This is a genomic window from Bartonella sp. B30(2025) (assembly GCF_053793825.1).
Window position 1 is genome coordinate 1,432,271 of the sequence record NZ_CP200034.1, and the last position, 26,485, is coordinate 1,458,755.

Annotated in this window: 25 protein-coding genes and 1 tRNA gene; 16 read left to right on the top strand and 10 right to left on the bottom strand. The window is 37.6% G+C overall.

What is annotated here, in order from left to right; genetic code table 11:
* Positions 1 to 29: 29 nt before the first annotated feature.
* Positions 30 to 878, bottom strand: a complete 849-nt coding sequence (gene dapD / locus V4P55_RS06090; protein ID WP_455474197.1) for a 2,3,4,5-tetrahydropyridine-2,6-dicarboxylate N-succinyltransferase — start codon at positions 876 to 878, stop codon at positions 30 to 32.
* Between the two features lie 131 nt (positions 879 to 1,009).
* Between dapD and V4P55_RS06095 the strand changes: the two genes are divergently transcribed.
* The gene (locus V4P55_RS06095; RefSeq protein WP_455474198.1) at positions 1,010 to 1,846 is read left to right on the top strand and encodes an LOG family protein; all 837 of its coding nucleotides are present in this window, start codon (positions 1,010 to 1,012) and stop codon (positions 1,844 to 1,846) included.
* Between the two features lie 31 nt (positions 1,847 to 1,877).
* Here the strand turns inward: V4P55_RS06095 and truA are convergent, their stop codons facing one another.
* Genes truA through def form a run of 3 tightly spaced genes read right to left on the bottom strand, consistent with a single transcriptional unit; the run spans position 1,878 to position 4,082 of the window.
* Positions 1,878 to 2,621, bottom strand: coding sequence for a tRNA pseudouridine(38-40) synthase TruA (gene truA, locus V4P55_RS06100; protein ID WP_455474200.1), 744 nt, complete (start codon positions 2,619 to 2,621; stop codon positions 1,878 to 1,880).
* Position 2,622: 1 nt separating this feature from the next.
* Complete coding sequence (gene fmt / locus V4P55_RS06105; protein WP_455474202.1) at positions 2,623 to 3,552, bottom strand: methionyl-tRNA formyltransferase; 930 nt, start codon at positions 3,550 to 3,552, stop codon at positions 2,623 to 2,625.
* Positions 3,552 to 4,082 (bottom strand): peptide deformylase, encoded by a 531-nt coding sequence (gene def / locus V4P55_RS06110; protein WP_455474203.1) that lies wholly within the window; start codon positions 4,080 to 4,082, stop codon positions 3,552 to 3,554. Before def ends, fmt begins: the two co-directional genes overlap by 1 nt.
* A gap of 90 nt (positions 4,083 to 4,172) precedes the next feature.
* Between def and V4P55_RS06115 the strand changes: the two genes are divergently transcribed.
* Together V4P55_RS06115 and V4P55_RS06120 are read left to right on the top strand one after the other, a co-directional pair.
* Positions 4,173 to 5,357 (top strand): DNA recombination protein RmuC, encoded by a 1,185-nt coding sequence (locus V4P55_RS06115; RefSeq protein WP_455474204.1) that lies wholly within the window; start codon positions 4,173 to 4,175, stop codon positions 5,355 to 5,357.
* Between the two features lie 115 nt (positions 5,358 to 5,472).
* Positions 5,473 to 6,060, top strand: coding sequence for a transglycosylase SLT domain-containing protein (locus V4P55_RS06120; RefSeq protein ID WP_455474205.1), 588 nt, complete (start codon positions 5,473 to 5,475; stop codon positions 6,058 to 6,060).
* A gap of 351 nt (positions 6,061 to 6,411) precedes the next feature.
* On the opposite strand, the gene V4P55_RS06125 is transcribed toward V4P55_RS06120, so the two are convergent.
* Both V4P55_RS06125 and V4P55_RS06130 read right to left on the bottom strand, forming a co-directional pair.
* A complete protein-coding gene (locus V4P55_RS06125; RefSeq protein ID WP_455474206.1) occupies positions 6,412 to 6,663 on the bottom strand; it encodes a BQ00720 family protein in 252 nt (83 codons plus the stop codon).
* A 31-nt stretch (positions 6,664 to 6,694) separates the two neighbouring features.
* Positions 6,695 to 7,123 (bottom strand): Hsp20 family protein, encoded by a 429-nt coding sequence (locus V4P55_RS06130; RefSeq protein WP_455474207.1) that lies wholly within the window; start codon positions 7,121 to 7,123, stop codon positions 6,695 to 6,697.
* Positions 7,124 to 7,238: 115 nt separating this feature from the next.
* Between V4P55_RS06130 and nth the strand changes: the two genes are divergently transcribed.
* The 10 genes from nth (at position 7,239) to V4P55_RS06180 (ending at position 16,932) form a co-directional block, all read left to right on the top strand.
* A complete protein-coding gene (gene nth, locus V4P55_RS06135; protein ID WP_455474208.1) occupies positions 7,239 to 7,979 on the top strand; it encodes an endonuclease III in 741 nt (246 codons plus the stop codon).
* Positions 7,980 to 8,115: 136 nt separating this feature from the next.
* The gene (rpmI, locus tag V4P55_RS06140; protein ID WP_455474209.1) at positions 8,116 to 8,319 is read left to right on the top strand and encodes a 50S ribosomal protein L35; all 204 of its coding nucleotides are present in this window, start codon (positions 8,116 to 8,118) and stop codon (positions 8,317 to 8,319) included.
* Positions 8,320 to 8,352: 33 nt separating this feature from the next.
* Positions 8,353 to 8,754, top strand: coding sequence for a 50S ribosomal protein L20 (gene rplT / locus V4P55_RS06145; protein ID WP_455474211.1), 402 nt, complete (start codon positions 8,353 to 8,355; stop codon positions 8,752 to 8,754).
* 95 nt (positions 8,755 to 8,849) lie between these two features.
* Positions 8,850 to 9,935 carry a phenylalanine--tRNA ligase subunit alpha gene (gene pheS / locus V4P55_RS06150; protein WP_455474212.1) on the top strand — a complete coding sequence of 362 codons (1,086 nt, stop codon included), beginning with the start codon at positions 8,850 to 8,852 and terminating at the stop codon, positions 9,933 to 9,935.
* A gap of 31 nt (positions 9,936 to 9,966) precedes the next feature.
* The gene (gene pheT, locus V4P55_RS06155) at positions 9,967 to 12,381 is read left to right on the top strand and encodes a phenylalanine--tRNA ligase subunit beta (protein ID WP_455474213.1); all 2,415 of its coding nucleotides are present in this window, start codon (positions 9,967 to 9,969) and stop codon (positions 12,379 to 12,381) included.
* Positions 12,382 to 12,652: 271 nt separating this feature from the next.
* Positions 12,653 to 13,561 carry a metal ABC transporter substrate-binding protein gene (locus tag V4P55_RS06160; RefSeq protein WP_455474214.1) on the top strand — a complete coding sequence of 303 codons (909 nt, stop codon included), beginning with the start codon at positions 12,653 to 12,655 and terminating at the stop codon, positions 13,559 to 13,561.
* Positions 13,558 to 14,388 (top strand): manganese/iron ABC transporter ATP-binding protein, encoded by an 831-nt coding sequence (locus tag V4P55_RS06165; protein ID WP_455474215.1) that lies wholly within the window; start codon positions 13,558 to 13,560, stop codon positions 14,386 to 14,388. Before V4P55_RS06160 ends, V4P55_RS06165 begins: the two co-directional genes overlap by 4 nt.
* The gene (locus V4P55_RS06170) at positions 14,385 to 15,251 is read left to right on the top strand and encodes a metal ABC transporter permease (protein WP_455474216.1); all 867 of its coding nucleotides are present in this window, start codon (positions 14,385 to 14,387) and stop codon (positions 15,249 to 15,251) included. Before V4P55_RS06165 ends, V4P55_RS06170 begins: the two co-directional genes overlap by 4 nt.
* Entirely contained in the window at positions 15,248 to 16,153 is a 906-nt protein-coding gene (locus tag V4P55_RS06175) for a metal ABC transporter permease (protein ID WP_455474217.1), read from the top strand. Before V4P55_RS06170 ends, V4P55_RS06175 begins: the two co-directional genes overlap by 4 nt.
* Before the next feature lie 392 nt (positions 16,154 to 16,545).
* Complete coding sequence (locus V4P55_RS06180) at positions 16,546 to 16,932, top strand: YbaN family protein (protein ID WP_455474218.1); 387 nt, start codon at positions 16,546 to 16,548, stop codon at positions 16,930 to 16,932.
* Positions 16,933 to 17,263: 331 nt separating this feature from the next.
* On the opposite strand, the gene pncB is transcribed toward V4P55_RS06180, so the two are convergent.
* The 4 genes from pncB to aroA all read right to left on the bottom strand — a co-directional run bounded on the left by pncB (position 17,264) and on the right by aroA (position 23,235).
* The gene (pncB, locus tag V4P55_RS06185; RefSeq protein ID WP_455474219.1) at positions 17,264 to 18,568 is read right to left on the bottom strand and encodes a nicotinate phosphoribosyltransferase; all 1,305 of its coding nucleotides are present in this window, start codon (positions 18,566 to 18,568) and stop codon (positions 17,264 to 17,266) included.
* A gap of 859 nt (positions 18,569 to 19,427) precedes the next feature.
* Entirely contained in the window at positions 19,428 to 21,128 is a 1,701-nt protein-coding gene (rpsA, locus tag V4P55_RS06190; RefSeq protein ID WP_455474220.1) for a 30S ribosomal protein S1, read from the bottom strand.
* Between the two features lie 134 nt (positions 21,129 to 21,262).
* Entirely contained in the window at positions 21,263 to 21,910 is a 648-nt protein-coding gene (gene cmk, locus V4P55_RS06195) for a (d)CMP kinase (RefSeq protein ID WP_455474221.1), read from the bottom strand.
* The gene (gene aroA, locus V4P55_RS06200; protein WP_455474222.1) at positions 21,907 to 23,235 is read right to left on the bottom strand and encodes a 3-phosphoshikimate 1-carboxyvinyltransferase; all 1,329 of its coding nucleotides are present in this window, start codon (positions 23,233 to 23,235) and stop codon (positions 21,907 to 21,909) included. Before aroA ends, cmk begins: the two co-directional genes overlap by 4 nt.
* Positions 23,236 to 23,419: 184 nt before the next feature.
* Here aroA and V4P55_RS06205 point away from each other — a divergent pair, with 184 nt between their 5' ends.
* From V4P55_RS06205 to ilvD, 3 genes are all read left to right on the top strand, one after another.
* Positions 23,420 to 23,797: a TIGR02300 family protein gene (locus V4P55_RS06205; protein WP_455474223.1), complete on the top strand. Its 378-nt coding sequence runs from the start codon at positions 23,420 to 23,422 to the stop codon at positions 23,795 to 23,797.
* A gap of 114 nt (positions 23,798 to 23,911) precedes the next feature.
* Positions 23,912 to 23,987: transfer RNA gene (locus tag V4P55_RS06210), tRNA-Ala, on the top strand.
* 439 nt (positions 23,988 to 24,426) lie between these two features.
* Entirely contained in the window at positions 24,427 to 26,271 is a 1,845-nt protein-coding gene (gene ilvD, locus V4P55_RS06215) for a dihydroxy-acid dehydratase (protein WP_455474224.1), read from the top strand.
* Positions 26,272 to 26,485: the final 214 nt, after the last annotated feature.

The window sequence follows — 26,485 nt, forward strand, 5'->3', positions numbered from 1 at the left end:
ATAAATTAAGATCTTTAAAACAATACTCTTTAGTCACGTAAAAGATCGTTAATCGACGTTGTTTCTCTTGTTTTTTGGTCAACACGTTTAACAATGACTGCACAATACAGATTAGGACCAACCTCGCCATTTGGTAATAATTTGCCAGGAAGTGAACCAGGAACAACAACTGAGTAAGCGGGGACTTCTCCTACAAAAACTTCACCTGTTGCACGATCAATAATTTTTGTAGATTTTCCAATAAAGACCCCCATACTTAAAACTGCACCTTCACGGACAATGCAGCCTTCAACGACTTCGGAACGTGCTCCGATAAAACAGTTGTCTTCAATAATTGTTGGGTTTGCTTGCAATGGCTCTAAAACGCCTCCAATACCAGCACCACCAGAAAGATGGACATGCTTACCGATTTGTGCGCAGGACCCGACAGTAGCCCATGTGTCAACCATTGTTCCCTCACCAATGTAGGCTCCAAGATTAACAAAGGAGGGCATTAATATGGCGTTAGGAGCGATGTAGGCAGAATGACGCACAATTGCTCCAGGTACTAAGCGGAAATTTGCTTTTTTAAAATCATCTTCTTTCCAATGAGCAAATTTTGAAGGTACCTTATCCCACCAGTATGATTGATTGATTCCGCCTGCAATGACATGCATAGGATTAAGCCGGAAAGACAAAAGTACCGCTTTTTTCAACCACTGGTATACATGCCATTGTCCATCTGCTTGACGCTCGGCTATACGAATCTCTCCTTTATCTAAAAGATCGAGCGCATGCTCAACGCTGTCACGGATTTCTCCTTTTGTAGTTGTATTAATAGAATCACGATTGTTAAATGCTTCTTCAATAATCGTTTCAAGTTGCGTGTAATTAGCCATTATAAAGCATTCCATTAAATAAATTGAAAGCATAAATTGTTATTTACGATCTACACGAAGGTATATATGCAGTCAATAAAATCACTAGATAAGAATAAGATAGATATGTGGAAGTAAGTTGTAAAATAAAGATGAAAAAAGAAAAAAAATTGGATTCTAAATCTCCTTTACATGAAGAGGGAAAGTTAAAAATGAATGAAGTATCTGATACATCACAAATGCACCCACTAAATCGTTCTTTAGCTTATATGGATCAAGAATTAAGATGTGCTGAATTGCATTTAAAACGCATGAATCATGAGTTTATAAAAGCAGAAATGGCTTTTCAAAAATATAAAATTCAATCAACAGTTGTTTTATTTGGTGGGGCCCGTATTCCAGAATCTAAACAAGAGGCATGGGCAGCTAAGAATGAAACACAAAAGAAAAATTTGCAAGCTATGTCGCATTACTATGATGAAGCAAGAGAATTAGCACGTCTATGTTCGAGCTATTCTGCTACTACAGAATATCGTGAATTTGTGGTTACTACAGGGGGGGGTCCTGGGATCATGGAAGCAGGAAATCGCGGTGCCGCTGATGTTGGTGCACCAACAATTGGCTTGAATGTTGTTCTGCCTCATGAACAACTACCCAATAATTATATTACTGCCCCCTTGTGTTTTAATTTTCAGTATTTGGGGATGCGAAAAATGCATTTTTTAATACGAGCAAAGGCAGTTGCTGTTTTTCCTGGAGGATTTGGTACCCTAGATGAATTATTTGAAACTTTAACTTTAGTGCAAACAGGATCTATGAAGAAGATTCCAATTTTAATATTTGGTAAGGAATTTTGGAAAAATGTTATCAATATTGATTATTTATCCGAGCAAGGTACGATCTCCGATTCTGATGTAGAACTTGTAAAATTCGTTGATACAGCAAAAGAAGCGTTTGAAATTATTTGTTCTTTTTATAAACTGGCTTAACAGTTTTCGGTAAAAGCTCTTTTAAAGACAGCTAATAGTCAACCTGTGTTAAATAAAGTCCTGAAGGAGGTGCAACCATGCCGCAGCGAGCGCGATCTTTTGCATGAAGTGCTGCTTCAAGATCTTGAGCTGTCCAGCGCCCGATTCCAACTTCCATGAGGCTTCCTGCAAATGAGCGGATCTGATGATGAAGAAAAGAGCGGGCTTGCGCATACAAGAAAATTTCTTCTCCTTCCCTTAAAATATCTAGACGTTCAAGGGTGCGAATAGGGCTCTTGGCTTGACAGTGAGCTGATCGGAAAGTGGTAAAATCATGCCGTCCTACAAGTTTTTGAGCAGCTTCATGCATAGCATCTGAATTTAGTGGTTTAGGGATCCACCACACGCGGTTGGCGTTTAGGGCTGGTGGTGAGCGACGGTTAAGAATTTTAAAAAGATAATGACGTCTTATTGCACAAAATCGTGCATTAAAGCTGTCGGGAACATTCTGGACATTTAGGACTGAAATACTTTCTCCTTGCTGTCGTAAGTAAGCATTGAGCGCGTCGCGTATAGTATGAGCGTTCCAGTTTTTTTCAAAATCAATATGGGCAACCTGTCCTGTGGCGTGTACACCTGCATCTGTTCTACCTGCTGTTGTAATGGTTAATTGTTGACCACTAAAACAAAAACTGGCTTGTTCAAGAGCTCCTTGAACGGTATGAAGCCCTTCTTGACGTTGCCAGCCCGCATAATTTGATCCATCATATTCAATAGTAAGTTTAAAACGTGGCATATCAAAAAATTGCAGAAATATGAGATCCATGTAAAAATGTTGTGCTATCAAGAATTTTGCCACCTGATTTTTGAAGGTGGGTTATTTCAAGGCGTCCCTGTCCACAATGAATAATTAAACTGTCTGGTTCTATCCGACCAATTTCAAGAGAAGGACCAATGGCTAAACGACTTTTGAGAATTTTTACGCGTTGCCGTTTTCCCCCTATAACCATTTCGCACCAGCAACCAGGAAAAGGGGAGAGAGCGCAAATATGTTTATGAATCAATTCTGCTGACTTTGTCCAATCAATTTGCGTTTCCTCTTTTTTTATTTTCGAGGCATAAGTCACCCCATCCAATGATTGTGGCGTTAATGTAAGTTGACCTTTTTCAAGAGCTGATAAAGCTTCTACAATAAGTTCTGCTCCTATATGTGCAAGCTTATCTGAAAGTTCATCGCTTGTCATATTATCAGTGATAGAGACAGATTGAGATAAAGCGATTGGTCCTGTATCTAAACCTTCATCCATTTTCATGATCATCATACCAGTTTGTTTATCACCAGCCATAATTGCACGCTGAATAGGTGCAGCGCCACGCCATCGCGGTAATAATGAAGCATGAGCATTAAAACAACCAAAGCGCGGTGTTTCAAGAATAGCTTTTGGTAAAATCAGTCCATAGGCGACAACGATAGCAACATCAACACAAAGTGCTGCGAATCGCTCTTGCTCTTGAGCTGTTTTAAGTGTTTGAGGTGTATATACAGGAATAGATTTTTCTATTGCAGCGTTTTGAACAGGGGAAGGGACCAATTTTAAACCACGACGCCCTGCTGGACGAGGGGGTTGACTGTAAACAGCAACAATATCATGACCAGCATTTAATAAAGCATGTAACATAGGAACAGAAAAATCAGGTGTTCCCATAAAACTTAACCGTAATGCCATTATAAAATCGTTTCCCGAGCTTTTTTTTCTTTTGATCGTTTTTTAAATTTTCGTATCACCATATCGCGTTTTATTTTTGAAATATGATCAACAAAAAGACAGCCATTTAAATGGTCGATTTCGTGCTGTAAGCAAGTTGCTAAAAGATGATCTGCTTCTATTTCTTTCAGTTGTCCTTGACGATCATTATAACGAACACGAACGCGTTTTGGGCGTTCGACTTCTGCATAATAGTCAGGAATAGAAAGACATCCTTCTGTGTGGATATTTCGCTCATCTGACGACCATAAGATCTCTGGATTGATAATGACAAGAGGATTTTTTGTAGTATCATTTTGCGAGATGTCTATAACCAATAGACGTAAGGGTATTCCAATTTGGATAGCAGCAAGACCAATTCCGTCGGCGTCATACATAGTATCTAACATATCGTCAGCAAGCCGTTGGATTGTTAAATCGATATGCTCTACAGGTTCGGACAGTTTTCGCAGAACTGGATCTGGTAAGGTAACTAAAGATTTAATTGACATAAGCGTAAATTAGTCAATGGTTCGTTATGGGTCAATATTGAATAATAGATTTTTGCATTTTTTACGATAAGATAATTATATTATTACTTTATGCTTGATTCGTTTTTTTCTTTTACACTCTTTAGCGAGCCTTTTTCTCAAGTGATGACTTTGTTTTTACTCGTTTGTTTGGTTTTTTTTATTTTTATACTGGTATTTTTTTATCGAAAAAAGATACTTTTAGAAACTGAAAGTGCCGAACGTGCTAGTGAAGCGCAAACACAAATGGCGGCATTGTTGAAAACACAAGCTGAAATGCAAGGACGTATGCAAGCGATGGCTGAAATTTTTGGTCAAAGGCAGGCTGAGCTCAATCAGTCTATTCGTGAACAGCTCAACGTAATGACAACCAATTTGGGACAAACTCTTCAGGTACAAACTAAATCAACTCATGACAATTTGACGCGTTTGCAAGAACGATTAGCAGTGATTGATGCTGCACAAAATAATATTCAGTCACTTACAGGGCAAGTTGTTCAGCTACAGGCAATTTTAAACAATAAGCAAACGCGCGGGACTTTTGGTCAGGGACGTATGGAAGCGATTATTGCTGATGCTTTGCCAGCTAATTCTTATGCTTTTCAAGCAACTCTTTCAAATGGAAAGCGGCCAGATTGTATCATTCATATGCCTAATAAAGCACCTTCTCTTGTTGTTGATGCTAAGTTCCCTTTAGAGGCTTGGAATGCGATGCGTAATGCATCATCACCTCAAGAACGCCAAGAAGCAGAGCGTAAATTTCGTACTGATATGGAAGTGCATATTCGTGATATTGCGCAAAAATATTTAATTCCTGGAGAAACGCATGATACTGCCTTTCTTTTTGTACCATCAGAATCGATTTTTGCAACAATCTATGAAGATTTTGAGCAATTGGTACAAAAAGCTAATCGGGTGCATGTCATTATTGTTTCTCCGTCTTTACTCATGTTATCTGTTCAAGTTGTGCAAACTATTATGAGGGATGCAAAAATGCGTGAACAAGCACATTTGATTCAATCAGAAGTCGTAAAATTGATGGAAGATTTTGGACGAATGGATACACGTATTCGTGCTTTACAGAAGCATTTTTACAAAGTTGGTGAAGATATTGATGCGGTTTTGATATCATCCTCTAAAATTATGAAACGGGCTAGTCGCATTGAGGCTTTTGAATTAAAAGAAGATGACTCTCGGTCGCAATCAATCCCTACTCAGCCGAAAAAATTGCAATTAGTAGATGAAGAGAAAAGCTAAACTTCTACATAATAAAATATAACCATATTAAAATGTGGTTATATTTTGTTGGTTAGAAGATTTTCTATGGTGTATGCCTTTATTTAATTTTCAAAACTGTAAGAGGGATAAAAATATGCAGCGCTTTTTGTTTTTAGGGGCATTTGTGTTTTTGTTGGGAGGCTGTGCAACAAAACCACCCCTATATACAAACAATGCTTGCGCTGTTTTAGCTCAAAAAAATGGTTTTTTTAACAACTGGAGGGATGCGGTTAAAAAAGCAGAAATGCGTTACGGGATTCCTATGCCTATTATTCTTGCTACCATTAATACAGAATCTAGTTTTCGTTATAATGCACGTCCTCCACGCAAAAAATTACTTGGTTTTATTCCATGGAAACGTCCATCTACAGCTTATGGTTATTCTCAAGCCATTGATGATACGTGGGCGATGTATATTCGCTCTTCAGGAAGGTCTTTTGCACGGCGCTCTAACTTTAAAGATTCTGTTGATTTTGTCGCTTGGTATCATCGTCAAAGTGTTCAACGTAATGGTATTAGGGCTGACGATGCGTATAATCTTTATTTAAATTACCATATGGGACATGCTGCTTATGCGCGTAGTAAAGGTTATGCAACTAAAGCGGTTTTAAAGGCAGCAGAGCGCATGGCAATAATGTCTAAACATTATGATCAGCAATTAAGAGCATGTGGACAACGTTAAAGAGAACTATAAAACATATCATCAGAGAGCTATTCGATTCACTTTGAAATTCGCTCCATGATTAAGAAGTTCAACATAAAAAAACTTAGAAAATCATCCATAAAATGCCGTTTATAAATAAAGATTTTTTGTGAAAAAACAAGAGCGAACTCTCTTGTTCGAAAAGCTTGATGATGCGTAATAGAAATATCTGAAGGTTGTAAGTTAGTGGTTTTTGTTGAAAATAGTTATAATTTTTTAAAATCAGATTTTTTTACAATTTTCTTCTCAAAAAAGAGATCATTCTCTTATTGTATATCGTATAAAATGGATACAATTTATAGGGATAGATGCATGGACTTTTATAAAAATCTAATGCAGAGTGACAATTTGTATTTCATGCTCATTGGCTCCTGCAAGAGCAACAGAGCGCTCATCAGATAAAATAATTGGATAACCTGTTTCACCAAAGAGAGCCCATATTGTAATACCTGGGGTCATTGGTGGAAGATCTGGAAAATTTTTAGCCAGGTCATCTGTGCAAACTTTTTTTAAATAAGCGATCTGTTTTGCATCAGAGCGAGTTACATCTTGCAATAATATGTTCTGTTTGTGCTCTCCCATTTTTTTATTCCTTTATGTCTTAATTTTTGTATCATTGATTATCGCTGACTTTAATCGGAATCTGCTTCGTCTGCTTTTTTGGCTTTGGTTGATGCAGGTTAATTAATAAAAGACCATTTTTCAATTCAGCATTTATGACTTGCATTCCTTCCGCGAGAACAAAGGTGCGTTGAAATTGACGTGCAGCTATACCGCGGTATAGATATTGATGATTTTGATTATCTGTCTGCTTACCATGAATGATAAGTTGATTATCGTCCAGCAAAATATTGAGGTTATCAACTTTAAATCCAGCAACGGCTAAAGTAATACGTATATGGTTTCCATCATCATTTTTATTCAAACGTTCAATATTATAGGCTGGGTAGGCCTCATCAGCTTTACCAATACGTCGCAATGTTTTCTCCACGGTTTCAAATCCTAAAAGAAGGGGGTTGGAGAAAGGCGTCACATGTGCCATTGTGAATCTCCTCTTCAAAGCGGCTGCTTGATTAAACTCTAAAAAAGTGCTTGCTGCGTTCCTCTCATATGGCGAGCGTGAGTGGTAACTTCAAGGGAAAAGATGAGAGAGTTCAATGACACAAAAAACAATAAAATTGTCAAAAGCGAGAAAAGCAGCTGAAACATTGTATAATAAAAATGAAATTGAGGAAATATTTCGTCGTTTTTCTGTTCAACGCCCTCATCCAAAAAGCGATCTTATTTATACAAATGTGTTCACTCTTTTAGTTGCAGTTATTCTTTCAGCGCAAGCGACAGATGTTAGCGTTAATAAAGCGACAGAGGAATTGTTTTGCCTAGCCGATCAACCAGAAAAAATGGCTGCATTAGGAGAAGAAGAAATCGCACGCCATATTCGTACAATTGGTCTTTGGCGTGCAAAAGCACACAACATTTATTCGCTTTGTTGCGTTTTAATAAATCAGTACGGTGGTCAAGTGCCTGATAATCGTGAAGAACTTATGGCGCTTCCTGGAGTAGGGCGTAAAACCGCTAATGTTGTTTTGAATGTAGCTTTTGGAGAGCCGACGATAGCAGTGGATACGCATATTTTTCGTTTGGCTAACCGAATTGGTTTAGCATCCGGAAAAACACCAGAGATTGTTGAAAAAAAACTGCTTCATATTATACCTACGCGTTATCTTCGTTATGCGCATCATTGGCTTATTTTGCATGGGCGCTATATCTGCAAAGCACGGAAACCGCAATGTATGCAATGTATTATTGCTGATTTATGTAAAGCAGAAATTAAAACAAATGCAATTCCAGCTCCTTTGATTGAAGTTCAAGGCAATGGGGCTCCGATTTTTTTTTGATATAGCCTTGCTATTTTTTGTATAGTGACTTATGAGAATAATTTTGGAGCCGCCCGGCAGGGCATGCCGTGGCTGTTCAGGTGCTTGTTCAAGCTTTGGTCAGCTTGATCGATTTATTTGAATGTGGAGTAGCAAAATGCCCAAAATGAAGACCAAGTCATCCGCTAAAAAGCGGTTCAAAATCACTGCATCAGGTCGTGTTAAAGCAACTGCTGCAGGCAAACGCCATGGTATGATTAAACGTTCTAATAAGTTTATTCGTGATGCTCGCGGAACAATGGTTCTGACAGAATCGGATGCTAAAAAAATCATCCATTATTATTTGCCGAATGGCCATTAAGCTTTGCGCTTTTGATTTTGAGGAGAGTATCGTATGGCACGCGTAAAAAGAGGTGTTACAGCGCACGCTAAGCATAAAAAGGTTTTGAAACAGGCTGAAGGTTTTTACGGTCGACGTAAAAATACTATTCGCGCAGCTAAAGCAGCAGTTGATCGCTCAAAGCAGTACGCTTACCGTGATCGCAAAAATAAAAAACGTACATTCCGTGCTTTGTGGATTCAAAGAATTAATGCGGCTGTTCGGGCAGAAGGTTTAACTTATGGACGCTTTATTGATGGCTTGTCAAAGGCTGGTATTGAAGTTGACCGTAAGGTTCTCTCAGACATAGCAGTTCATGAGGCTGCAGCATTTTCTGCTTTAGTAGCTTCCGCAAAGAAGGCTTTGGAATATTTAAAAGACACAACGCCTAATGCTTTTGAAGGCGCTGTCAAGTAAGCCAGTCACGTCCTTTTAAAGCGTTTATTTATTCAGGATCCCGTACTGGTTTTAACTAGTGCGGGTTTTTTTATTAAAAAAAAATAGGCAAAAATATGAGCGATATTGAGCGTCTCGAACAAGAAATTTGTTTAGCTTTGGAAGCTGCAAGTGATGAGCAGACACTTGAAACAGTGCGTGTTGCAGCATTAGGTAAAAAAGGCAGTATCTCTGAAAAGTTAAAAACACTAGGAAAAATGAATGCTGAAGAACGCCAAAAAGTAGGGCCAGTTCTTAATGGGTTAAAAAATCGTGTTTTAGAATTATGGGCTAAAAAGCGTGATTTTCTTAAGCGCCAAGCGATGAATGCACGCCTTTCTAGTGAAACGGTCGATGTCACTTTACCTGTACGTTCTTCCCCTGTTGAAAGGGGGCGTATTCATCCTGTGTCACAAGTAATTGAGGAGATTATAGCCATTTATACAAATATGGGTTTTTCTGTTGCAGAAGGACCAGATATTGAGACAGATTATTATAATTTTGCTGCATTGAATTTTCCTGAAGATCATCCAGCTCGCGAAATGCATGATACCTTCTTTTTTAATGCGGATAAGGCACAAGAACGGAAGTTATTGCGCACTCACACATCACCTGTGCAAATTCGTACAATGGAGAAGCAAAAACCACCGATACGTATCATTATTCCTGGAAAAACTTATCGTATGGATTCAGATTCGACTCATTCACCAATGTTTCATCAAGTGGAAGGTCTTGTGATTGATAAAACTTCGACGATTGCGCATATGATGTGGCTTCATGAGACTTTTTGTAAGGCTTTTTTTGAAGTGTCTTCTGTAAAGATGCGTTTTCGCCCTTCGTTTTTTCCTTTTACTGAACCATCAATGGAAGTGGATATTCAATGTGATCGTTCTGGTTCGGAGGTAAAGTTTGGGCAAGGACAGGATTGGCTAGAAATCTTAGGATGCGGAATGGTACATCCGAATGTATTAAAAAATGTTGGTTTAGATCCTGATGAATATCAGGGTTTTGCATGGGGAATGGGCATTGATCGTATTGCTATGTTGAAGTACGGTATGCCTGATTTGCGGGCATTTTTTGATGCCGATCTGCGTTGGTTAGATCATTATGGCTTTCGTTGCTTTGATATGCCTGCTTTCTTTTCTGATTTAAAAAATGTGTGATCTTTTTATAGCTTTCATGTGAGGTTTAAAAATGAAATTTACATTGTCTTGGTTGAAAGATCACTTAGAGACAAATGCGTCTTTGGATGAAATTTGTGATAAACTTACAGCTATTGGTCTTGAAGTTGAGCATGTTGACGATCGTTCTTCTTTAAAAGGCTTTGTGATTGCAAAAATTTTAACAGCAATTAAACATCCTGATGCAGATAAACTTCAGGTTTTGTCTGTAGACATAGGGTCTGGTACACCTATGCAGGTTGTTTGCGGAGCACCAAACGCACGTGTTGGACTTATTGGTGTTCTTGCGTTGCCTGGCACTTATGTACCTGGACTTGATGTGACATTATCTATAGGAAAAATCCGTGGTGTTGAAAGTTTTGGGATGATGTGTTCACAAGCTGAACTTGCATTATCGGATCAGCATGATGGGATTATCGAACTTCCAGAAGATGTGCCGATTGGAGGTTTATTTTCGGTTTATGCAGGTTTAGATGATCCCGTCATTGATATTGGTTTAACGCCCAATCGTTCTGATTGTACTGGTGTTCGCGGTATTGCACGGGATCTTGCAGCGACTGGGATTGGGCGATTAAAAGAATTGTCGGTGCCTCAATTTGCTACTTCTTTTGAAACGCCGGTAAATGTTGCTTTAGATTTTTCACAAGATCGATCATTATGTTTAGGTTTTGCTTGGCGTGAAGTTCGCAATATTCAAAATGATGTGTCGCCACAGTGGATGCAGCAGCGTTTGATTGCTATTGGTTTGAGACCAATTAATGCTTTGGTTGATATGACGAATTACATGAGTTTTGACTTTGGTCGTCCTCTTCATGTTTTTGATGCGGATAAAATTAAAGGGAATTTGATTGTACGTCGTGGACGTGAAGGTGAACAATTTAAGGCGCTTAACGGAAAAGTTTATCATTTGAGTGTTAAAGATTGCGTTATTGCAGATGATGAGGGTGTTGTTTCTATCGCTGGTATTATGGGTGGTGAAAGAACAGGATGTGATGAAACAACACGCCGTGTTATTATCGAGTCAGCGCTTTGGGATGCACATAGTATTGCACAGACGGGGCGTACATTAGGGCTTATAAGTGATGCACGTTATCGATTTGAACGGGGCGTTGATCCAGCTTTTATGGAAGCAGGGCTTGATATTGCAACAGAATTAACTTTACGTCTTTGTGGTGGCGAAGTATCAAACACAAGAATTGTTGGTTATCAGCAGCCTGATATTAAACGGATTGCATTTCCTTTTTCTGAAATAAAACGTTTGACGCGTTTAGAAATAGAACGTGAACGAGCTTTTGCTATTTTAGCACAGCTTGGATTTCATATCGAAGGGGAAGGAGACATCGTTACGGTTAAAGTCCCAACATGGCGTCTTGATATTTTTGGTAAAGCGGATTTAGTGGAAGAGGTGATGAGGATTTATGGGCTGGATAAAATTGAGCCTGTTCCATTAGAAGATTTTATCGAAAGTAATAGCCAAGCTTTAACATGTTCGCAGATGCGTTCACGTATTGTCCGTTTGGCTTTAGCTTGTCGTGGTATGAAAGAAGCCGTGACGTGGTCTTTTATTTCTGAAAGTCAGGCACTTGCTTTTGGAGGGGGACAAGCAGAGCTTAAATTAGTCAATCCTATTGCTATTGATATGTCCGTGATGCGCCCTTCTCTTTTACCTAGTTTGCTTATGGCGGCACAGCGAAATGCTGATCGTGGTTTTTCAGATCTTGCTTTATTTGAAATTGCCAGTATCTATGAAGGAGATACCCCTGATAAACAGCAACGTGTTGCTGGCGGAGTTCGCCGTGGAACAGAACGACTTGAAGGGGCAGGACGATTTTGGAGTGGTAATGCGACAGCAGTTGATGTTTTTGATGCGAAAGCTGATGCATTGGCTGTGTTAGAAGCATGCGGTTTAGATATCGGCAAGGTTCAGATTGAAGTTGGAGCACCGGATTGGTATCATCCTGGTCGTTCAGGGATTATGAAGCTTGGATCAAAGGTGATACTTGGCTTTTTTGGTGTTTTTCACCCCGCTACATTAGAAAAATTAGATGTCAACGGTCCTTTGTGTGGTTTTGAAGTTTTTCTTGACCAGATACCAGTGTCTAAAAAGAAGGTAACGAAAAGCCGCTCTCCTTTAAAGTTATCGCCTTTTCAAATGGTGCACCGTGATTTTGCTTTTGTAGTTGATAAAATGGTTGCTTCTTCTCTTATTGTTCGTGCCGCTAGTGGAGCCGATAAAAAGCTTATTCATTCAGTACAAGTTTTTGATCTTTTTGAAGACTCAATGCTTGGCGAAGATAAAAAGTCTGTTGCAATTGAGGTTTCTATTCAGCCTATTGAGCGAACTTTGACTGATGAAGATTTAGAAAACCTTGCTTTAAAGATCGTAGAAAATGTCACTAAAGCGACGGGTGCACATTTGCGTTGTTGAGTATATTCTTTCCTATAGAGCTATTAGACCGGCAGTGGGAGCACTTTTGAGTGCTCCCTTATTTTTTATATATTCAAGATTTATAAAGCTACACAAATGGACATTCATGCCCAACGTGCTTTTTTTCAATATCAGTCTTTTTAATGGCAGGAAAGAATATTTTTAAATAATTTCACAAAGTAATTTTTGTAAAAATCATTCGTTGCAAAGGTAAAAGATAATTGTTATTGCTAAATAGTAATGCAAATCATTGGCAATAAAGAGAGAATTTATGAACGTAAAAACGTTTTTTTCTGTCGTTTTGGGAAGTATTATTTTTTTTGCACCCGATTTTGCTTTGGGTGCCGGTAAATTTAAAGCCGTGACAACTTTTACTGTCATTGCTGATATGGCACGCAATGTAGCGGGCGATGCTGCTGATGTTGAATCGATCACTAAACCAGGTGCTGAAATTCATGAATATCAGCCAACACCTCGAGATCTTATGCGTGCGCAAGGGGCTAATCTTATATTATGGAACGGGTTAGAATTAGAGCTTTGGTTTGAAAAATTTTTTCAAAATATTAAAGATGTTCCAAGTGCCGTTATTTCAGAGGGTATTGTACCAATCAAAATTGGTGAGGGACCTTATAGTGGAAAGCCAAATCCACATGCATGGATGTCACCGACCTCAGCTTTAATTTATGTCGATAATATCCGTGATGCTTTTGTAAAATATGATCCTGAGCATGCTGCTATTTATCAAGAAAATGCTGAAATTTATAAACAGAAAATTCGTGCAATGATTGATCCAATTAAGGCTAAATTAGAAGTTCTGCCAGAAAATAAGCGTTGGCTTGTGACGAGTGAAGGCGCGTTCAGTTATCTGGCCCGTGATTTTAATTTGAAAGAACTGTATTTATGGCCAATTAATGCTGATCAGCAAGGAACACCACAGCAAGTTAGATACGTTATTGATATGGTTCGAAAACATAATATCCATGTAATTTTTTCTGAAAGCACTATTTCTCCAGCGCCTGCCAAGCAGGTAGCAAAAGAAACAGGAGCCAAATATGGTGGTGTTCTTTATGTTGATTCACTCAGTGAGAAAAATGGTGAGGTCCCGACATATATTGATTTATTACGTGTAACGAGTACACGAATTACGAGTGCTTTATTAGATGGAGAGAAGGGACAATGAGTGAAGCTGGAATATTTGCCCAAGGGGTGACAGTAACTTATCGTAATGGACATACAGCTTTGTGTGATGTGAGTTTTGAAAGCCCAACAGGTTCCATTACAGCTTTGATTGGAGTCAATGGCTCAGGAAAGTCAACGTTGTTTAAAACTATTATGGGATTTGTGCATCCGTCAAAAGGAAAAATTCGCATTTTTGATTTACCAGTTGATGTAGCTTTAAAGCAGAACCTTATTGCTTATGTTCCTCAAAGCGAAGATGTTGATTGGAATTTTCCTGTTCTTGTTGAAGATGTTGTTTTGATGGGGCGGTATGGTCACATGAATTTTTTTCGTTATGCGCGGGCACGTGATTATAAAGCTGTTCATGCTGCACTGGAACGTGTTGATATGTTATCCTTTGCTAAACGCCAAATTGGTGAACTTTCAGGTGGGCAAAAAAAGCGTGTTTTTTTGGCGCGTGCTCTTGCACAGCAAGCAAAAGCTATTTTATTAGATGAGCCATTTACGGGAGTTGATGTTACAACGGAAGATAAAATCATTGCTTTATTGCAAGATTTGCGTGAAGAAGGTGCTGTAATATTGGTGTCTACCCATAATTTGGGTTCTGTTCGTGAATTTTGTGACCATACGGTTTTAATAAAAAGAACTGTTGTAGCTTCTGGTTTAACTAAAGTCGTCTTTACACCGCAAAATCTTGAAAAAACTTTTGGTGGCGCTTTGCATCATCATATTTTTGATCCCAAAAATGCGGTCAAAAATGACCTTTTCACTAAAGATAAACAATCGGTTGCTTTTGAAAATATTCAAAGAGTGGAGCATATTGTATGATTTCTTGGTTGCTTGAACCGTTGAGCTACAAGTATATGGTTAATGCTATGTGGGTTTCGGGATTAGTTGGGTGCGTTTGTGCTTTCCTTTCTGCTTTTTTGATGTTGAAAGGTTGGTCATTGATTGGTGATGCACTTTCCCATTCAATTGTTCCGGGAGTAGCAGTAGCTTATCTTTTAGGATTGCCCTTTTCGCTTGGTGCTTTTTTTTCTGGTGGACTTGCTGCTGCAGCGATGCTTTTTTTTAACAACCGAACAAAGCTTAAAGAAGATACCATTATTGGTTTAATTTTTTCTTCATTTTTTGCATTTGGGTTGTTTCTAAAATCCTTAAAACCAATGGCTGTTAATATTGATACGATTGTTTTGGGAAATATTTTAGCTGTTAGTTCATCAGATATTTTACAATTAGCTTTTATTAGTTTTGTTTCTTTGTTTATATTGCTTTTGAAGTGGAAGGATTTACTCGTTTCCTTATTTGATGAGACGCATGCACGTGCCATTGGATTAAATGTTAAGTTTTTAAAGATCCTCTTTTTTACATTGCTTGCCGCTTGTACTGTTGCTGCTATGCAGACTGTTGGTGCTTTTTTGGTTATTTGTCTCGTCGTAACGCCCGGAGCAACAGCTTATTTGTTAAGTGATCGTTTTGTAAATGTTTTGGTTATTGCAGTGATGATCGGGACATTTACAAGTGTGTTGGGTGTTTATGTGAGTTACTTTTTGAATGCGCAAACTGGTGGTGTTGTTGTCTTGTTTCAAGCATTTTTATTTATTATGGCCTTTATTTTTGCTCCTAAGCACGGCTTTATTGCTGCGCGCTTGCGTATAAAAGCAGCAAAAAAAGGTGTGGTGATCTCATGATTGACAATTTACTGCTTCCTTTTCAGTTTTCTTTTATGCTTAAAGGCATGCTTATTGTTATGATCCTTTCTATTCCAATGGCGATGCTTTCTTGTTTTCTGATTTTGAAAGGATGGGCACTTTTAGGTGATGCAATTTCTCACGCAGTTTTTCCTGGGGTGGTTATTGGTTATATGGCAACGCCGTGGGTGGTGGCATTTTTAACTTCTTTACCATTTGTTTGGATTCAACATGTTCGTCCAGCTAATGTTACGATGACTTTGATTGCTTTTGGTGCTTTTGTTGCAGGTATGGTTTGTTCTATCATAACTGGTTTTTTAGAAAGCAATAGCCGTATCAAGCAGGATACAGCAATGGGTGTTGTATTTTCATCTATGTTTGGTTTAGGACTCGTTTTGGCAACGGCGATTTATAGCAACTTAGATTTGAATCACATTTTATTTGGTAATCTTTTAGGTATTAGCGGACTTGATATTATGCAGACAGCGATAATTGCTGCTGCTGTTACTTTTATTTTAGGAGCAAAATGGCGTGATTTTATGCTGTATATTTTTGATTCAGTTCAGGCGCGCGCGGTAGGATTACGGGTATCAGTGCTCCATTATACTCTTTTAACGATGATTTCTCTCACTATTGTTGCAGCTTTAAAAGCTGTGGGTATTGTTTTAGTTATTTCTTTATTGATAACACCAGGAGCGATAGCTTACCTTATCACTAAGCGATTTTCTTTTATGTTGATAATCGCTATGTTTGTTGCAGCATTTTCTGGTTTTTTAGGAATTTATCTCAGCTTATTTATTGGTTCTGATTCTGCTTCCACGATTGTTTTAATTTTAACACTGATTTTTATCGCTATTTTTATATCGACTTTCTTTCGTCAGAAAACAACTCAAGAAATTTGAGTATAATAAAATTTATGCATATCAGTTATGCATTTTTGTCTATTGTATCTCTTGTTTGCTTTAATTAAACAAAGAGATGCTAAACTATATTCCTCCTAATGTTTAGCAGATGAATACAGTGTTTTTTCTTCCCTTATAACTGTATTCATAATTGAAAGGCTGCATTGATTTATTCTGCAGCCTTTTTATTTTGGGATTTTTTAAAAAATTTTGCTAATTTCTTGAAAATTTTGAGATTGTAATCATATTGCGTGAGTTACTCTGTAGTTTAGCAAAAATTGTTATCAAAGATATGTTACTCATAAAGTGGCATTGAATAATTTGTATGCAGTAAAGCATATGAAGAGCGTAGTAATTATAAATATCTTTCTTAGGAAAAATGGCGCTAGAGGATGAAAAAAAAATTTAAGACATCTTACTTTTTGCGTATCTTCTATTGTGTAATAGGTTGGATCATGATTGTATTGGGTTTTATAGGTATAATCTTACCTATTGTACCAACCATTCCTTTTTTATTAATTGCTTCGTGGTGTTTTTCTCGCTCATCTCCACAATTTCATGATTGGCTAAATAATCATCGCATTTTAGGCGCATTTATTACGCAATGGAAAGAAAAAAGAGCTATTCCAATATTTATTAAAGTTTTTGTTGTGGTCAGTATGACTAGTGGGCTTTTAATGTTTTGGGTGACTATACATCCTTCTTTGTGGCTTACCTTATCGGTTGTGGCTATTTTTCTTTTGATTGTCACTTATGTTATAACACGTCCGTCTTCATAAGAATAAAGATAAAACGCTTTATTGGTGAAAAGTTTTTTTATTTTTTGGCTTACTGGAGCTATTAGGAGCTATTAATAGAGAAACTTTGTTTCAAATTTTCAGGGTTATATTTGCGTATGAGAATGTACATCATTTTATAAATCTTAAAAAGTTATGAGATTGCATATTAATATATTTACGAAACGATATTTTTTAGCAAAGAAAATGATGTGTACGAATATCTTAAACGATAATTTACATCCCTGTTGAGATTATCATTTTTATGCGTTCAAAGATTATATTTTTTTGTTAGACTGTGATTTATGCTTTATTTTTATAAACGAGCTTATGATCAAGTTTTTACAGGTCTAACAGTGCGTTTTTCATTACCAAAAACATTTAAATAATATTGCACTACTTGCGGGTCACCAATAGTTTTTTCAGGGTTATCTGAAAGCTTTACCGCTGGTTTTCCATTGACTTTGGTGGCTTTACAAACGAGAGAAATAGCATTAAAAGCTGCAATTTTTTGGGGTGCACAGCCTGCAAAGTCATTAGTTAAGTCTGTTCCCCATCCAAAACTCATACGGACTTTACCGCAGAAGTGATTATAGGTTTTTTCAATAGTATCAATATCAAGTGCATCAGAAAACACTAACAACTTTTCACGTGGATTTTTTCCTTTATCTTTCCACCATTGAATAATACGTTCTCCCCCCTCAATAGGAGGAGCACTATCAGACCTGAAACCTGTCCAATCAGCTACCCAATCTGGTGCATTGCGTAAAAATGTTTCTGTACCAAAGGTATCTGGTAAGACAATTAAAAGATTTCCACCATAATAACGGTTCCAATTTTGCAAGACTTTGTAAGGTGCTTTGCGCAATTCACTATCATTATTGGCGAGAGCAGCAATAACCATGGGGAGTTCATGTGCATTTGTACCCAGAGCTTCTAAATCTGTATCCATGGCGAGTAGGACATTAGAAGTTCCCACAAAAGAATTGCCAATGCCTTCTTTTAGCGCCTCTACGCACCAACGTTGCCATAAAAAAGAATGCCGGCGTCTTGTGCCAAAGTCAGATATTTTAATGTCAGGCAGTTTTTTGAGATGTTCAACTTTTCTCCACATTTTTGCTTTAGCACGGGCATAAAGCACATCAAGTGCAAAGCGTCCCATATTTCTCATAGCAGCACGTGAACGTAGTTCACTTATAATGGCAAGAGCAGGGATTTCCCACATTGAACTGTGCGTCCACGGACCATGAAAATGAAGAATATATTGGCCATCTTTGCGAGTTAGTTCATATTCTGGCAGTTGAAAATTTTCGAGCCACTGAAGAAAATCTGGTTCAAAAATCTGTTTACGTCCATAAAATGTGTTACCAGCAAGCCAAATCATTTCTTTTTTGGTAAAGCGCAAACTAAGAGCGTGATCAAGTTGATCACGCAGTTCACTTTCATCAATATCGTCAGTAAGATGTACCGTTTTAGTGCGGTTTATGAGAGAAAAAGTGACATTTACATTTGGGTAAAGTCCCCAAATCATCTGTACCATGAGGAGCTTATAGAAATCTGTATCTAAAAGTGAGCGAATAATAGGATCAAGCTTCCAAGTATGATTGTAGACACGTTTAGCAATATCCGTATGATCCATGATATTCTTTCTTTTAGCTAAATGAAATTTCAGTTGATAATGCACTAAACGTAATTACAATAGAGAGTACAAAGAATATAATAACTTTATGGTTTTGAGCAATAATAAAAAAGCTTATTATTCCTTTTGTTTCTCAGTTTTATACTTGTATGAACTTTTGTATATTCTTTGTTATTAATACTCAGTATATTAGAGGGTAATCATTTCCAGTGAGTTATATCATAGTGTTGTAAAATCTCATTTTCATCGCATATTTTTATGAATAAAAGGACAAATTGTGGATGTAAATGATGTTAATTCCAAGAATAGCGCGCGTTAACGCTATAAAATAAGCTTATAGGATTTGTGTATCATATTAATAGCTCTGCCTATAATATAATTGTTTTGCATAGATGTTTGCAGTCATGACATAAGATCCAATACGATAGGTTTTCATGATCTTGTTCATAATTAATTGGGTTAATTGTAGAAAAAATTAATTGGGTTAATTGTAGAAAAAAACATAAGTTTTATCTTTTTTATTTATTTCAATAAGCCATAAAATCTTTTAAACGACACTATGAATGTGTTGACTGTCGTTCTTTAGTATTTGGATTAAATACTCAAAATAGACACTCTTATTTTTATATATTATTGTTCAGATAAAGCAAAATTTGTAAATATGTCTCTGTTTATTAAAAGTCTTGCTGAGACACATAAGGTTATTGGTATTTTTATCTAATAATAAATTTATATTTCAAAGGCTGTCAAATTTTTTATTAGATAATTTAGAAAGAGTATAGGCAAAATTTTAATAAGAAGTAAAAAAGGCCACTAGAGAAGCTAGTGACCTTAATTGAAATTTTAATTCATTTTATTATTATTCTTGCTCTTGTTTTTTCAGTGCTGCACCGAGAATATCACCAAGAGAAGCTCCTGAGTCTGTAGATCCATATTGTGCAACAGCTTCTTTTTCTTCTGCAATTTCTAAAGCTTTGATTGATACTGAAAGCTTACGTGTTTTTTTATCAAATGCTGTGATACGAGCATCAACTTTTTGACCAATAGAAAAACGCTCAGGACGCTGTTCATCACGATCACGTGCTAAGTCTGCACGACGAATAGTTGTTTCCAAATTGTGATCAATCAATTGCACCCCGATGTCATTTTCATTGATGCTAGTAACTTCACATGTTACAACAGCCCCCTTGCGCAGTTCACCAGATGCTGCTGCTTCACCAACTTTATCATTGGAAAGCTGCTTGATACCAAGAGAAATACGCTCTTTTTCAATATCAATATCAAGAACTACAGCTTTAACAATATCACCTTTATTGTATGTATCAATGACTTGTTCACCAGGGCGATTCCAATCCAGATCGGAAAGATGAACCATTCCATCAACATCACCTTCAAGTCCAATGAAGAGACCAAATTCTGTTTTATTTTTGACTTCTCCTTCAATTTGTGAATTCACAGGGAATTTATTGGCGAAAGCAACCCATGGATTTTCAAATGTTTGTTTTAAACTAAGAGAAATACGACGTTTTGAAGGATCAATTTCAAGAACAACCACTTCTACCTCTTGTGAGGTGGATAAAAGTTTTCCAGGATGAATATTTTTCTTTGTCCAGCTCATTTCAGAAACATGTATCAATCCTTCAATTCCTGGTTCGATTTCAACAAAACCACCATAATCCGTAATATTGGTAACAGCACCAATAATTTTTTTACCAATCGGGTATCTGACGCTGATACTTTCCCAAGGATCGCTTTCTAGCTGTTTCATACCAAGAGATATACGGTGCGTATCTTGATTGATGCGAATAATTTGGACTTTAATAGTTTGGCCAATTGTAAGAATTTCAGATGGATGATTAACACGCCGCCATGCCATATCCGTGACATGTAAAAGACCATCAATTCCACCAAGATCGACAAAGGCACCATAATCTGTAATGTTTTTAACAACCCCTTCAACAATTTGGTTCTCTTCGAGATTTTGAACGATTTCTGAACGCTGTTCGGCTCTACTTTCTTCTAAGACGGTACGACGTGAAACGACGATATTACCACGACGACGATCCATTTTCAAAATTTCAAAAGATTGTGAATTGTGCATTAATGGTGAAACATCGCGAATAGGACGAATATCAACCTGGCTGCGAGGTAAAAAAGCGACAGCACCATCAAGGTCGACTGTAAAGCCTCCTTTTACTTGGCTAAAGATAGTTCCATCGACGCGTTCACCTGCATTAAATTTTTCTTCTAAACGAATCCAGCTTTCTTCTCTTCGAGCTTTTTCACGTGATAAAACAGCTTCACCCATCGCATTTTCAATGCGCTCAATATAAACTTCAACTTCATCACCAATTTGCAAAGAACCGTCTTTTCCTTTAGCTCCAAATTCTTTGAGAGGAATACGTCCTTCAACTTTAAGGCCAGCATCAATAATGGCCATGTCTTTTTCGATTGCGATGACACGCCCTTTAACAACGGATCCTTCGTTGAGATCATTGGTTTGGAAAGATTCCATTAAAAGGGTTTCAAAATCCGCTGTTGTAGGATTGTATTGTGACATAAGAACTCCTGATACATATCTTTATTGTAAAAGATATAAGCGCTAGGTTAGTGTTGGACATAAGGTAATTTTCTGCCTTATTTCTTATATAGGAAGAAAAATTAGCGCTAGGCTGTAAATTACCTTGAACGATTTTAATCAACTCCATGAATTTTTATGATGGGATCAATAAAAGTACACGCAGTTATAAATGTTGCTTCTATACTCAATTCTGACGTATCAAGCAAGTGGGCGTTTTGTGCTGGTGTTAACGGGCTCTGCTTGCGGGTTATATCACGGCTGTCACGTTGCTCAAGATCAACAAGGATTTCATTGTAATCTGCTTGGAATCCTTTTTTTAAAATTTCTTGGTACCGACGTTTTGCACGAATTCGAACATTAGCCAAAATGTAAAACTTAACATCTGCATTAGGACAAACGACAGTACCAATGTCACGACCATCGATTACACTACCGGGCAAGATTTTAGCAAAGTTACGTTGTTTTGCAACAAGAATCTCGCGTACAGCTGGTATAAGTGCTATTTTTGAAGCGGCTTGACCAAGCTCATGAGAAGAAAGCAGCACCGGATTTAAAGTATTAAAATCAAGTTCTGTGGCACAAGCAATAGCGCTTTTTTCATCATCAAGAGCCAATTTTTGTTGTAAAAGTGCATCGGCAACACCACGATAAGTTAAACCAGTGTCTAGATGATGAAGTCCATAATGAGCAGCAATTTTGCGTGCTAATGTTCCTTTTCCTGAGGCTGCGGGTCCGTCAATTGCAATAACAAAAGGTTTCAATATATTTTTCCTCCAAGTTGTTGCATGGAAGAGACAAACTCTGGAAAGCTAGTAGAAATCATTCGTTTATCGTCAATCGTAACCGGTTTTTCTGATATTAATCCAAAAATAAGAAAGCACATAGCAATTCTATGATCAAGATGTGTCAGGACGTGTCCACCACCCAGTCCTTTAGCGGAACTTTTTCCATGAACGATTAGAAAATCTTTACCCTCTTCGCATTCTACATGGTTTATTGTTAATCCTTGAGCAACAGCGGATAGACGATCTGATTCTTTAACGCGCAACTCTTCAAGTCCTAGCATAACTGTTTTTCCTTCAGCAAAGGCTGCTGCGACTGCTAAAGCGGGATATTCATCAATCATTGATGGGGCTCGTTCTTTAGGGACAGTGACACCTTTTAAAACGGATGATTTGACGCGTAGATCTGCAACATCTTCTCCACCCGTTTGGCGTTGATTCAAAAGTTCAATATCTGCTCCCATTTCCCATAGTGTTTCAATAAGTCCTATTCGAGAATTATTTACCAAAACATTTTCAATAGTGATATCAGAATCTTTTACAAGAAGTGCTGCAATCAATGGAAAAGCAGCAGAAGAAGGATCGCCTGGAACATCAATATTTTGTCCTGTGAGATGTGGTTGCCCATGGAGATGAATGAAATGGGTTCCTTGTGCATCCACCTCTATTTCAAGTGTAGCACCAAATGCTTTTAACATTTTTTCTGTATGATTGCGTGTAGGAATTGGCTCAATAACAGTTGTGGTGCCGGCGATATTGAGTCCGGCAAGTAGGATCGCTGATTTAACTTGGGCAGAAGCCATGGGAATATGATAGCGAATTGGGTTGGCCATTTTAGGACCATAAAGTGTTAAAGGAAGATAGTTGTTCTGTGTCGCTTCAATTTCAACGCCCATTAAACGCAGTGGGTCAAGAATACGTCCCATTGGGCGTTTAGATAAAGAAGCATCACCAATAAAGGTTGTTTTCATATGGTAAGCACCGACCATTCCCATAACCAGTCGGGCACCTGTTCCTGCATTGCCAAAATCTAAAGGCTGTTCGGCTTGTAAGAGACAACCATTACCGGTTCCACGAATAATATAGAGTCCATTTTTTTTATAAATACAAGCCCCCATAGCTTGCATAGCGGCAGCTGTGTTTAGAACGTCATCACTTTCAAGTAATCCATGAATATATGTTTCGCCATTTGCTAATCCTCCCAATATAAGGGATCGATGAGAGATTGATTTATCTCCTGGTATTTTAATTTTACCAGAAAGATTGCTAGATTTATAGGCTGTTATGGGTATTGCTTTTTGCATAAAAATTCTATTTAATTTTGTCTGAATTTATTAAATTTAGCCTTCTTTAGCATATGCTTTGAGGTGCGTCATGAAAAAATCCATACATAGGTGCATTTATCTTTGACAAAAGCATTGTCTTTCGATTAAGCACCATAAAATTTGTTTTTTTAATGGAATAATATTAACCAAAGGGACACGGTTGATGGCAAAAGAAGAACTTGGAACTAAACGTATTGATCCAGAAACGGGAAAGAAGTTTTATGATCTTAATCGCGACCCTATTGTGTCGCCTTATACAGGAATTTCTTATCCTCGTTCTTATTTTGAAGTTGCGGCAGCTGAAGCAAGCGGTGAAGAAGAAGTTGATGCTGAGGAACTTGATACAGCACTTGAAAAATCTGCCTTTATGCTACTTGAAGAGGATGTTGACGATTCTAAAGATGATGATCTTCCTGATTTGGGAGATAGTGACGTGGATTTGGGTGATGACGATGATGCATTTTTGTCTCATGATGATGATGATGATGATGACGTTACTGGCATTATCGGAGGTGGTGTTTCTAGTGATGATGACGTTTAAGAGAAGAAGGAATATATTCTTCTTGCTAAACGCAAATTATTCTTGATCTTCAGTTTTTCTCATTTTAAAAGCTCAAGATTATTACCGCTTTTAGGCAGATAATTGATCTTTTGTGGGGCTATAGCTCAGCTGGGAGAGCGCTTGCATGGCATGCAAGAGGTCAGCGGTTCGATCCCGCTTAGCTCCACCAAAAAGATCAGAACATTTTTTTGGGTTAAACTATCGGCAATAAAGAGCTTCATACATCGCTTAAAAGGCGCGAGCGTTGTTGTTGTTTTTTTATTTTGCAACAGTTTGAAAAGATGTTGTTTGCTGTGTGTTTTGCATTTATTTGTAATATTGACAGATCTTATTGCAATAAAAAAAGTAGATGCGAAATATATCTTTTGCGATATATGTAAAAAACTAAATCGCTCATTATGTCTGTTTTAATAAGCCAAAATAACAGTAAAGATCATATAAGAAAGTTTTATTGGAGTAAGCATAATAACTGTTGCGACATATAATTGAGCAGTTTTGTGATTTAAATGTCTCAGTAAAAAGCATTTTTTATTTCTAATAATAAAGATCTTGTTTTTAAAGTTTGGTTACAACACAACAGAAAGAATGAAATTATTGGAGGGGAAAAAATGCTTTCTTACCGTTCAAGAACATCAACTCATGGGCGCAATATGGCGGGGGCTCGTGGTCTTTGGCGTGCAACGGGGATGAAAGATTCTGATTTTGGTAAACCTATCATTGCTATTGCTAATTCTTTTACACAATTTGTACCAGGACATATACATTTAAAAGATCTTGGACAGTTTGTTGCACAAGAGATCATTACAGCTGGCGGTGTCGCAAAAGAGTTTAATACAATTGCTATAGACGATGGAATCGCGATGGGACACGATGGAATGCTTTATTCCTTACCTTCCCGTGAAATTATTGCAGATTCTGTTGAATATATGGTCAATGCTCATTGTGCTGATGCATTAGTATGCATTTCCAATTGTGACAAAATTACTCCTGGGATGCTAATGGCTTCTTTACGGTTAAATATCCCAACCATTTTTGTTTCGGGTGGTCCGATGGAGGCAGGCAAGATTAAATGGAAAAATCAAGAGATTCACGTTGATTTGGTTGACGCAATGATTGCTGCAGCTTCTGAAAGTAATTCGGAAGAAGAAGTTGCTAATATGGAGCGTGCAGCTTGTCCTACATGTGGCTCTTGCTCAGGAATGTTTACTGCTAATTCTATGAATTGCCTTACAGAAGCATTAGGGCTTGCTCTTCCTGGAAATGGATCTGTATTAGCAACACATGCAGACCGTCGGATGCTTTTTGAAGAAGCTGGACGAAAAATCGTTGCATTAGCTAAGAATTATTATGAAAAAGGTGATGAGACAGTTTTACCGCGTTCTATTGCTTCACGTAAAGCTTTTGAAAATGCAATGACTGTTGATATTTCTATGGGAGGATCAACCAATACTGTATTGCATCTCTTAGCAGCAGCGCAAGAAGGTGAGGTAGATTTTACTATGGCGGATATTGATCGTCTTTCGCGTCGTGTCCCTGTTTTATGTAAAGTTGCACCTGCTATTGCTAATGTACATATGGAAGATGTTCATCGTGCTGGTGGTATTATGGGACTTTTAGGGGAATTAAATGCAGCTGGACTCATTGATACATCTGTTTATACAGTGCATGAGAAAACGATGAAAGAAGCTCTTTGTCGCTGGGATGTAAAGCAAGTTAATGAGTTAGCAACTCATGAGTTTTATCGTGCCGCACCAGGTGGTGTTTCAACACAAATGGCTTTTAGTCAAGCTTGTCGCTATGATACGCTTGATCTTGATCGTGAAAAAGGTGTGATCCGAGATGTTAAACATGCATATTCGCAAGATGGAGGATTAGCAGTTCTTTACGGAAATCTTGCGAAAGATGGCTGTATTGTGAAAACAGCCGGTGTTGATCAGTCCATTTTAACTTTTAAGGGACCAGCAAAAATTTTTGAAAGTCAAGAATCCGCTGTTTCAGCGATTTTAACGGATAAAATTAAACCAGGTGATGTCGTTTTAATTCGCTATGAAGGCCCACGCGGTGGTCCTGGAATGCAGGAAATGCTTTATCCAACGAGTTATCTTAAATCTAAAGGATTAGGAAAGGTTTGCGCATTGATCACAGATGGTCGTTTTTCAGGAGGAACATCAGGACTTTCTATTGGACATATTTCACCAGAGGCTGCTGAAGGAGGAGAAATTGCTTTGGTGGAAGAAGGGGATATAATAGAGATTGATATTCCTAACCGTACCATTAACATGTTAGTTGATGACGTCGAGATTATGCATCGTCGTGCTAAAATGGAAAAAAAGGGAAAGACTGCATGGAAACCGATTGAAAAGCGTAAGCGTAAAGTTTCAAAAGCTCTTCAAGCTTATGCAGCTATGACAACTTCCGCTGCAAAGGGGGCAGTGCGTAATATTGATGGGTAAAGTATTTTTATAAGAAGATAAATAAGTTTTAAGAGCCTCTTTGCGTCTTTTGCCAATATTTAAAGTGGGTTATCGGGAGCTATTTATTGGGTTAGTCAGTCTTTTCATTCATTATGGAACATGCATTAAAACTGATGTAAATTTTATCTTTGTTTGTATGAAGAATAAATAGATTATGAGGTATTGCGTATGAATTTTTCTATGTGTTTTATAG

Bases quoted from the DNA above. Each gene is read 5' to 3' on its own strand.
- dapD (WP_455474197.1), bottom strand. From the start codon at position 878: ATGGCTAATTACACGCAACTTGAAACGATTATTGAAGAAGCATTTAAC.
- V4P55_RS06095 (WP_455474198.1), top strand. From the start codon at position 1,010: ATGAAAAAAGAAAAAAAATTGGATTCTAAATCTCCTTTACATGAAGAG.
- truA (WP_455474200.1), bottom strand. From the start codon at position 2,621: ATGCCACGTTTTAAACTTACTATTGAATATGATGGATCAAATTATGCG.
- fmt (WP_455474202.1), bottom strand. From the start codon at position 3,552: ATGGCATTACGGTTAAGTTTTATGGGAACACCTGATTTTTCTGTTCCT.
- def (WP_455474203.1), bottom strand. From the start codon at position 4,082: ATGTCAATTAAATCTTTAGTTACCTTACCAGATCCAGTTCTGCGAAAA.
- V4P55_RS06115 (WP_455474204.1), top strand. From the start codon at position 4,173: ATGCTTGATTCGTTTTTTTCTTTTACACTCTTTAGCGAGCCTTTTTCT.
- V4P55_RS06120 (WP_455474205.1), top strand. From the start codon at position 5,473: ATGCAGCGCTTTTTGTTTTTAGGGGCATTTGTGTTTTTGTTGGGAGGC.
- V4P55_RS06125 (WP_455474206.1), bottom strand. From the start codon at position 6,663: ATGGGAGAGCACAAACAGAACATATTATTGCAAGATGTAACTCGCTCT.
- V4P55_RS06130 (WP_455474207.1), bottom strand. From the start codon at position 7,123: ATGGCACATGTGACGCCTTTCTCCAACCCCCTTCTTTTAGGATTTGAA.
- nth (WP_455474208.1), top strand. From the start codon at position 7,239: ATGACACAAAAAACAATAAAATTGTCAAAAGCGAGAAAAGCAGCTGAA.
- rpmI (WP_455474209.1), top strand. From the start codon at position 8,116: ATGCCCAAAATGAAGACCAAGTCATCCGCTAAAAAGCGGTTCAAAATC.
- rplT (WP_455474211.1), top strand. From the start codon at position 8,353: ATGGCACGCGTAAAAAGAGGTGTTACAGCGCACGCTAAGCATAAAAAG.
- pheS (WP_455474212.1), top strand. From the start codon at position 8,850: ATGAGCGATATTGAGCGTCTCGAACAAGAAATTTGTTTAGCTTTGGAA.
- pheT (WP_455474213.1), top strand. From the start codon at position 9,967: ATGAAATTTACATTGTCTTGGTTGAAAGATCACTTAGAGACAAATGCG.
- V4P55_RS06160 (WP_455474214.1), top strand. From the start codon at position 12,653: ATGAACGTAAAAACGTTTTTTTCTGTCGTTTTGGGAAGTATTATTTTT.
- V4P55_RS06165 (WP_455474215.1), top strand. From the start codon at position 13,558: ATGAGTGAAGCTGGAATATTTGCCCAAGGGGTGACAGTAACTTATCGT.
- V4P55_RS06170 (WP_455474216.1), top strand. From the start codon at position 14,385: ATGATTTCTTGGTTGCTTGAACCGTTGAGCTACAAGTATATGGTTAAT.
- V4P55_RS06175 (WP_455474217.1), top strand. From the start codon at position 15,248: ATGATTGACAATTTACTGCTTCCTTTTCAGTTTTCTTTTATGCTTAAA.
- V4P55_RS06180 (WP_455474218.1), top strand. From the start codon at position 16,546: ATGAAAAAAAAATTTAAGACATCTTACTTTTTGCGTATCTTCTATTGT.
- pncB (WP_455474219.1), bottom strand. From the start codon at position 18,568: ATGGATCATACGGATATTGCTAAACGTGTCTACAATCATACTTGGAAG.
- rpsA (WP_455474220.1), bottom strand. From the start codon at position 21,128: ATGTCACAATACAATCCTACAACAGCGGATTTTGAAACCCTTTTAATG.
- aroA (WP_455474222.1), bottom strand. From the start codon at position 23,235: ATGCAAAAAGCAATACCCATAACAGCCTATAAATCTAGCAATCTTTCT.
- V4P55_RS06205 (WP_455474223.1), top strand. From the start codon at position 23,420: ATGGCAAAAGAAGAACTTGGAACTAAACGTATTGATCCAGAAACGGGA.
- ilvD (WP_455474224.1), top strand. From the start codon at position 24,427: ATGCTTTCTTACCGTTCAAGAACATCAACTCATGGGCGCAATATGGCG.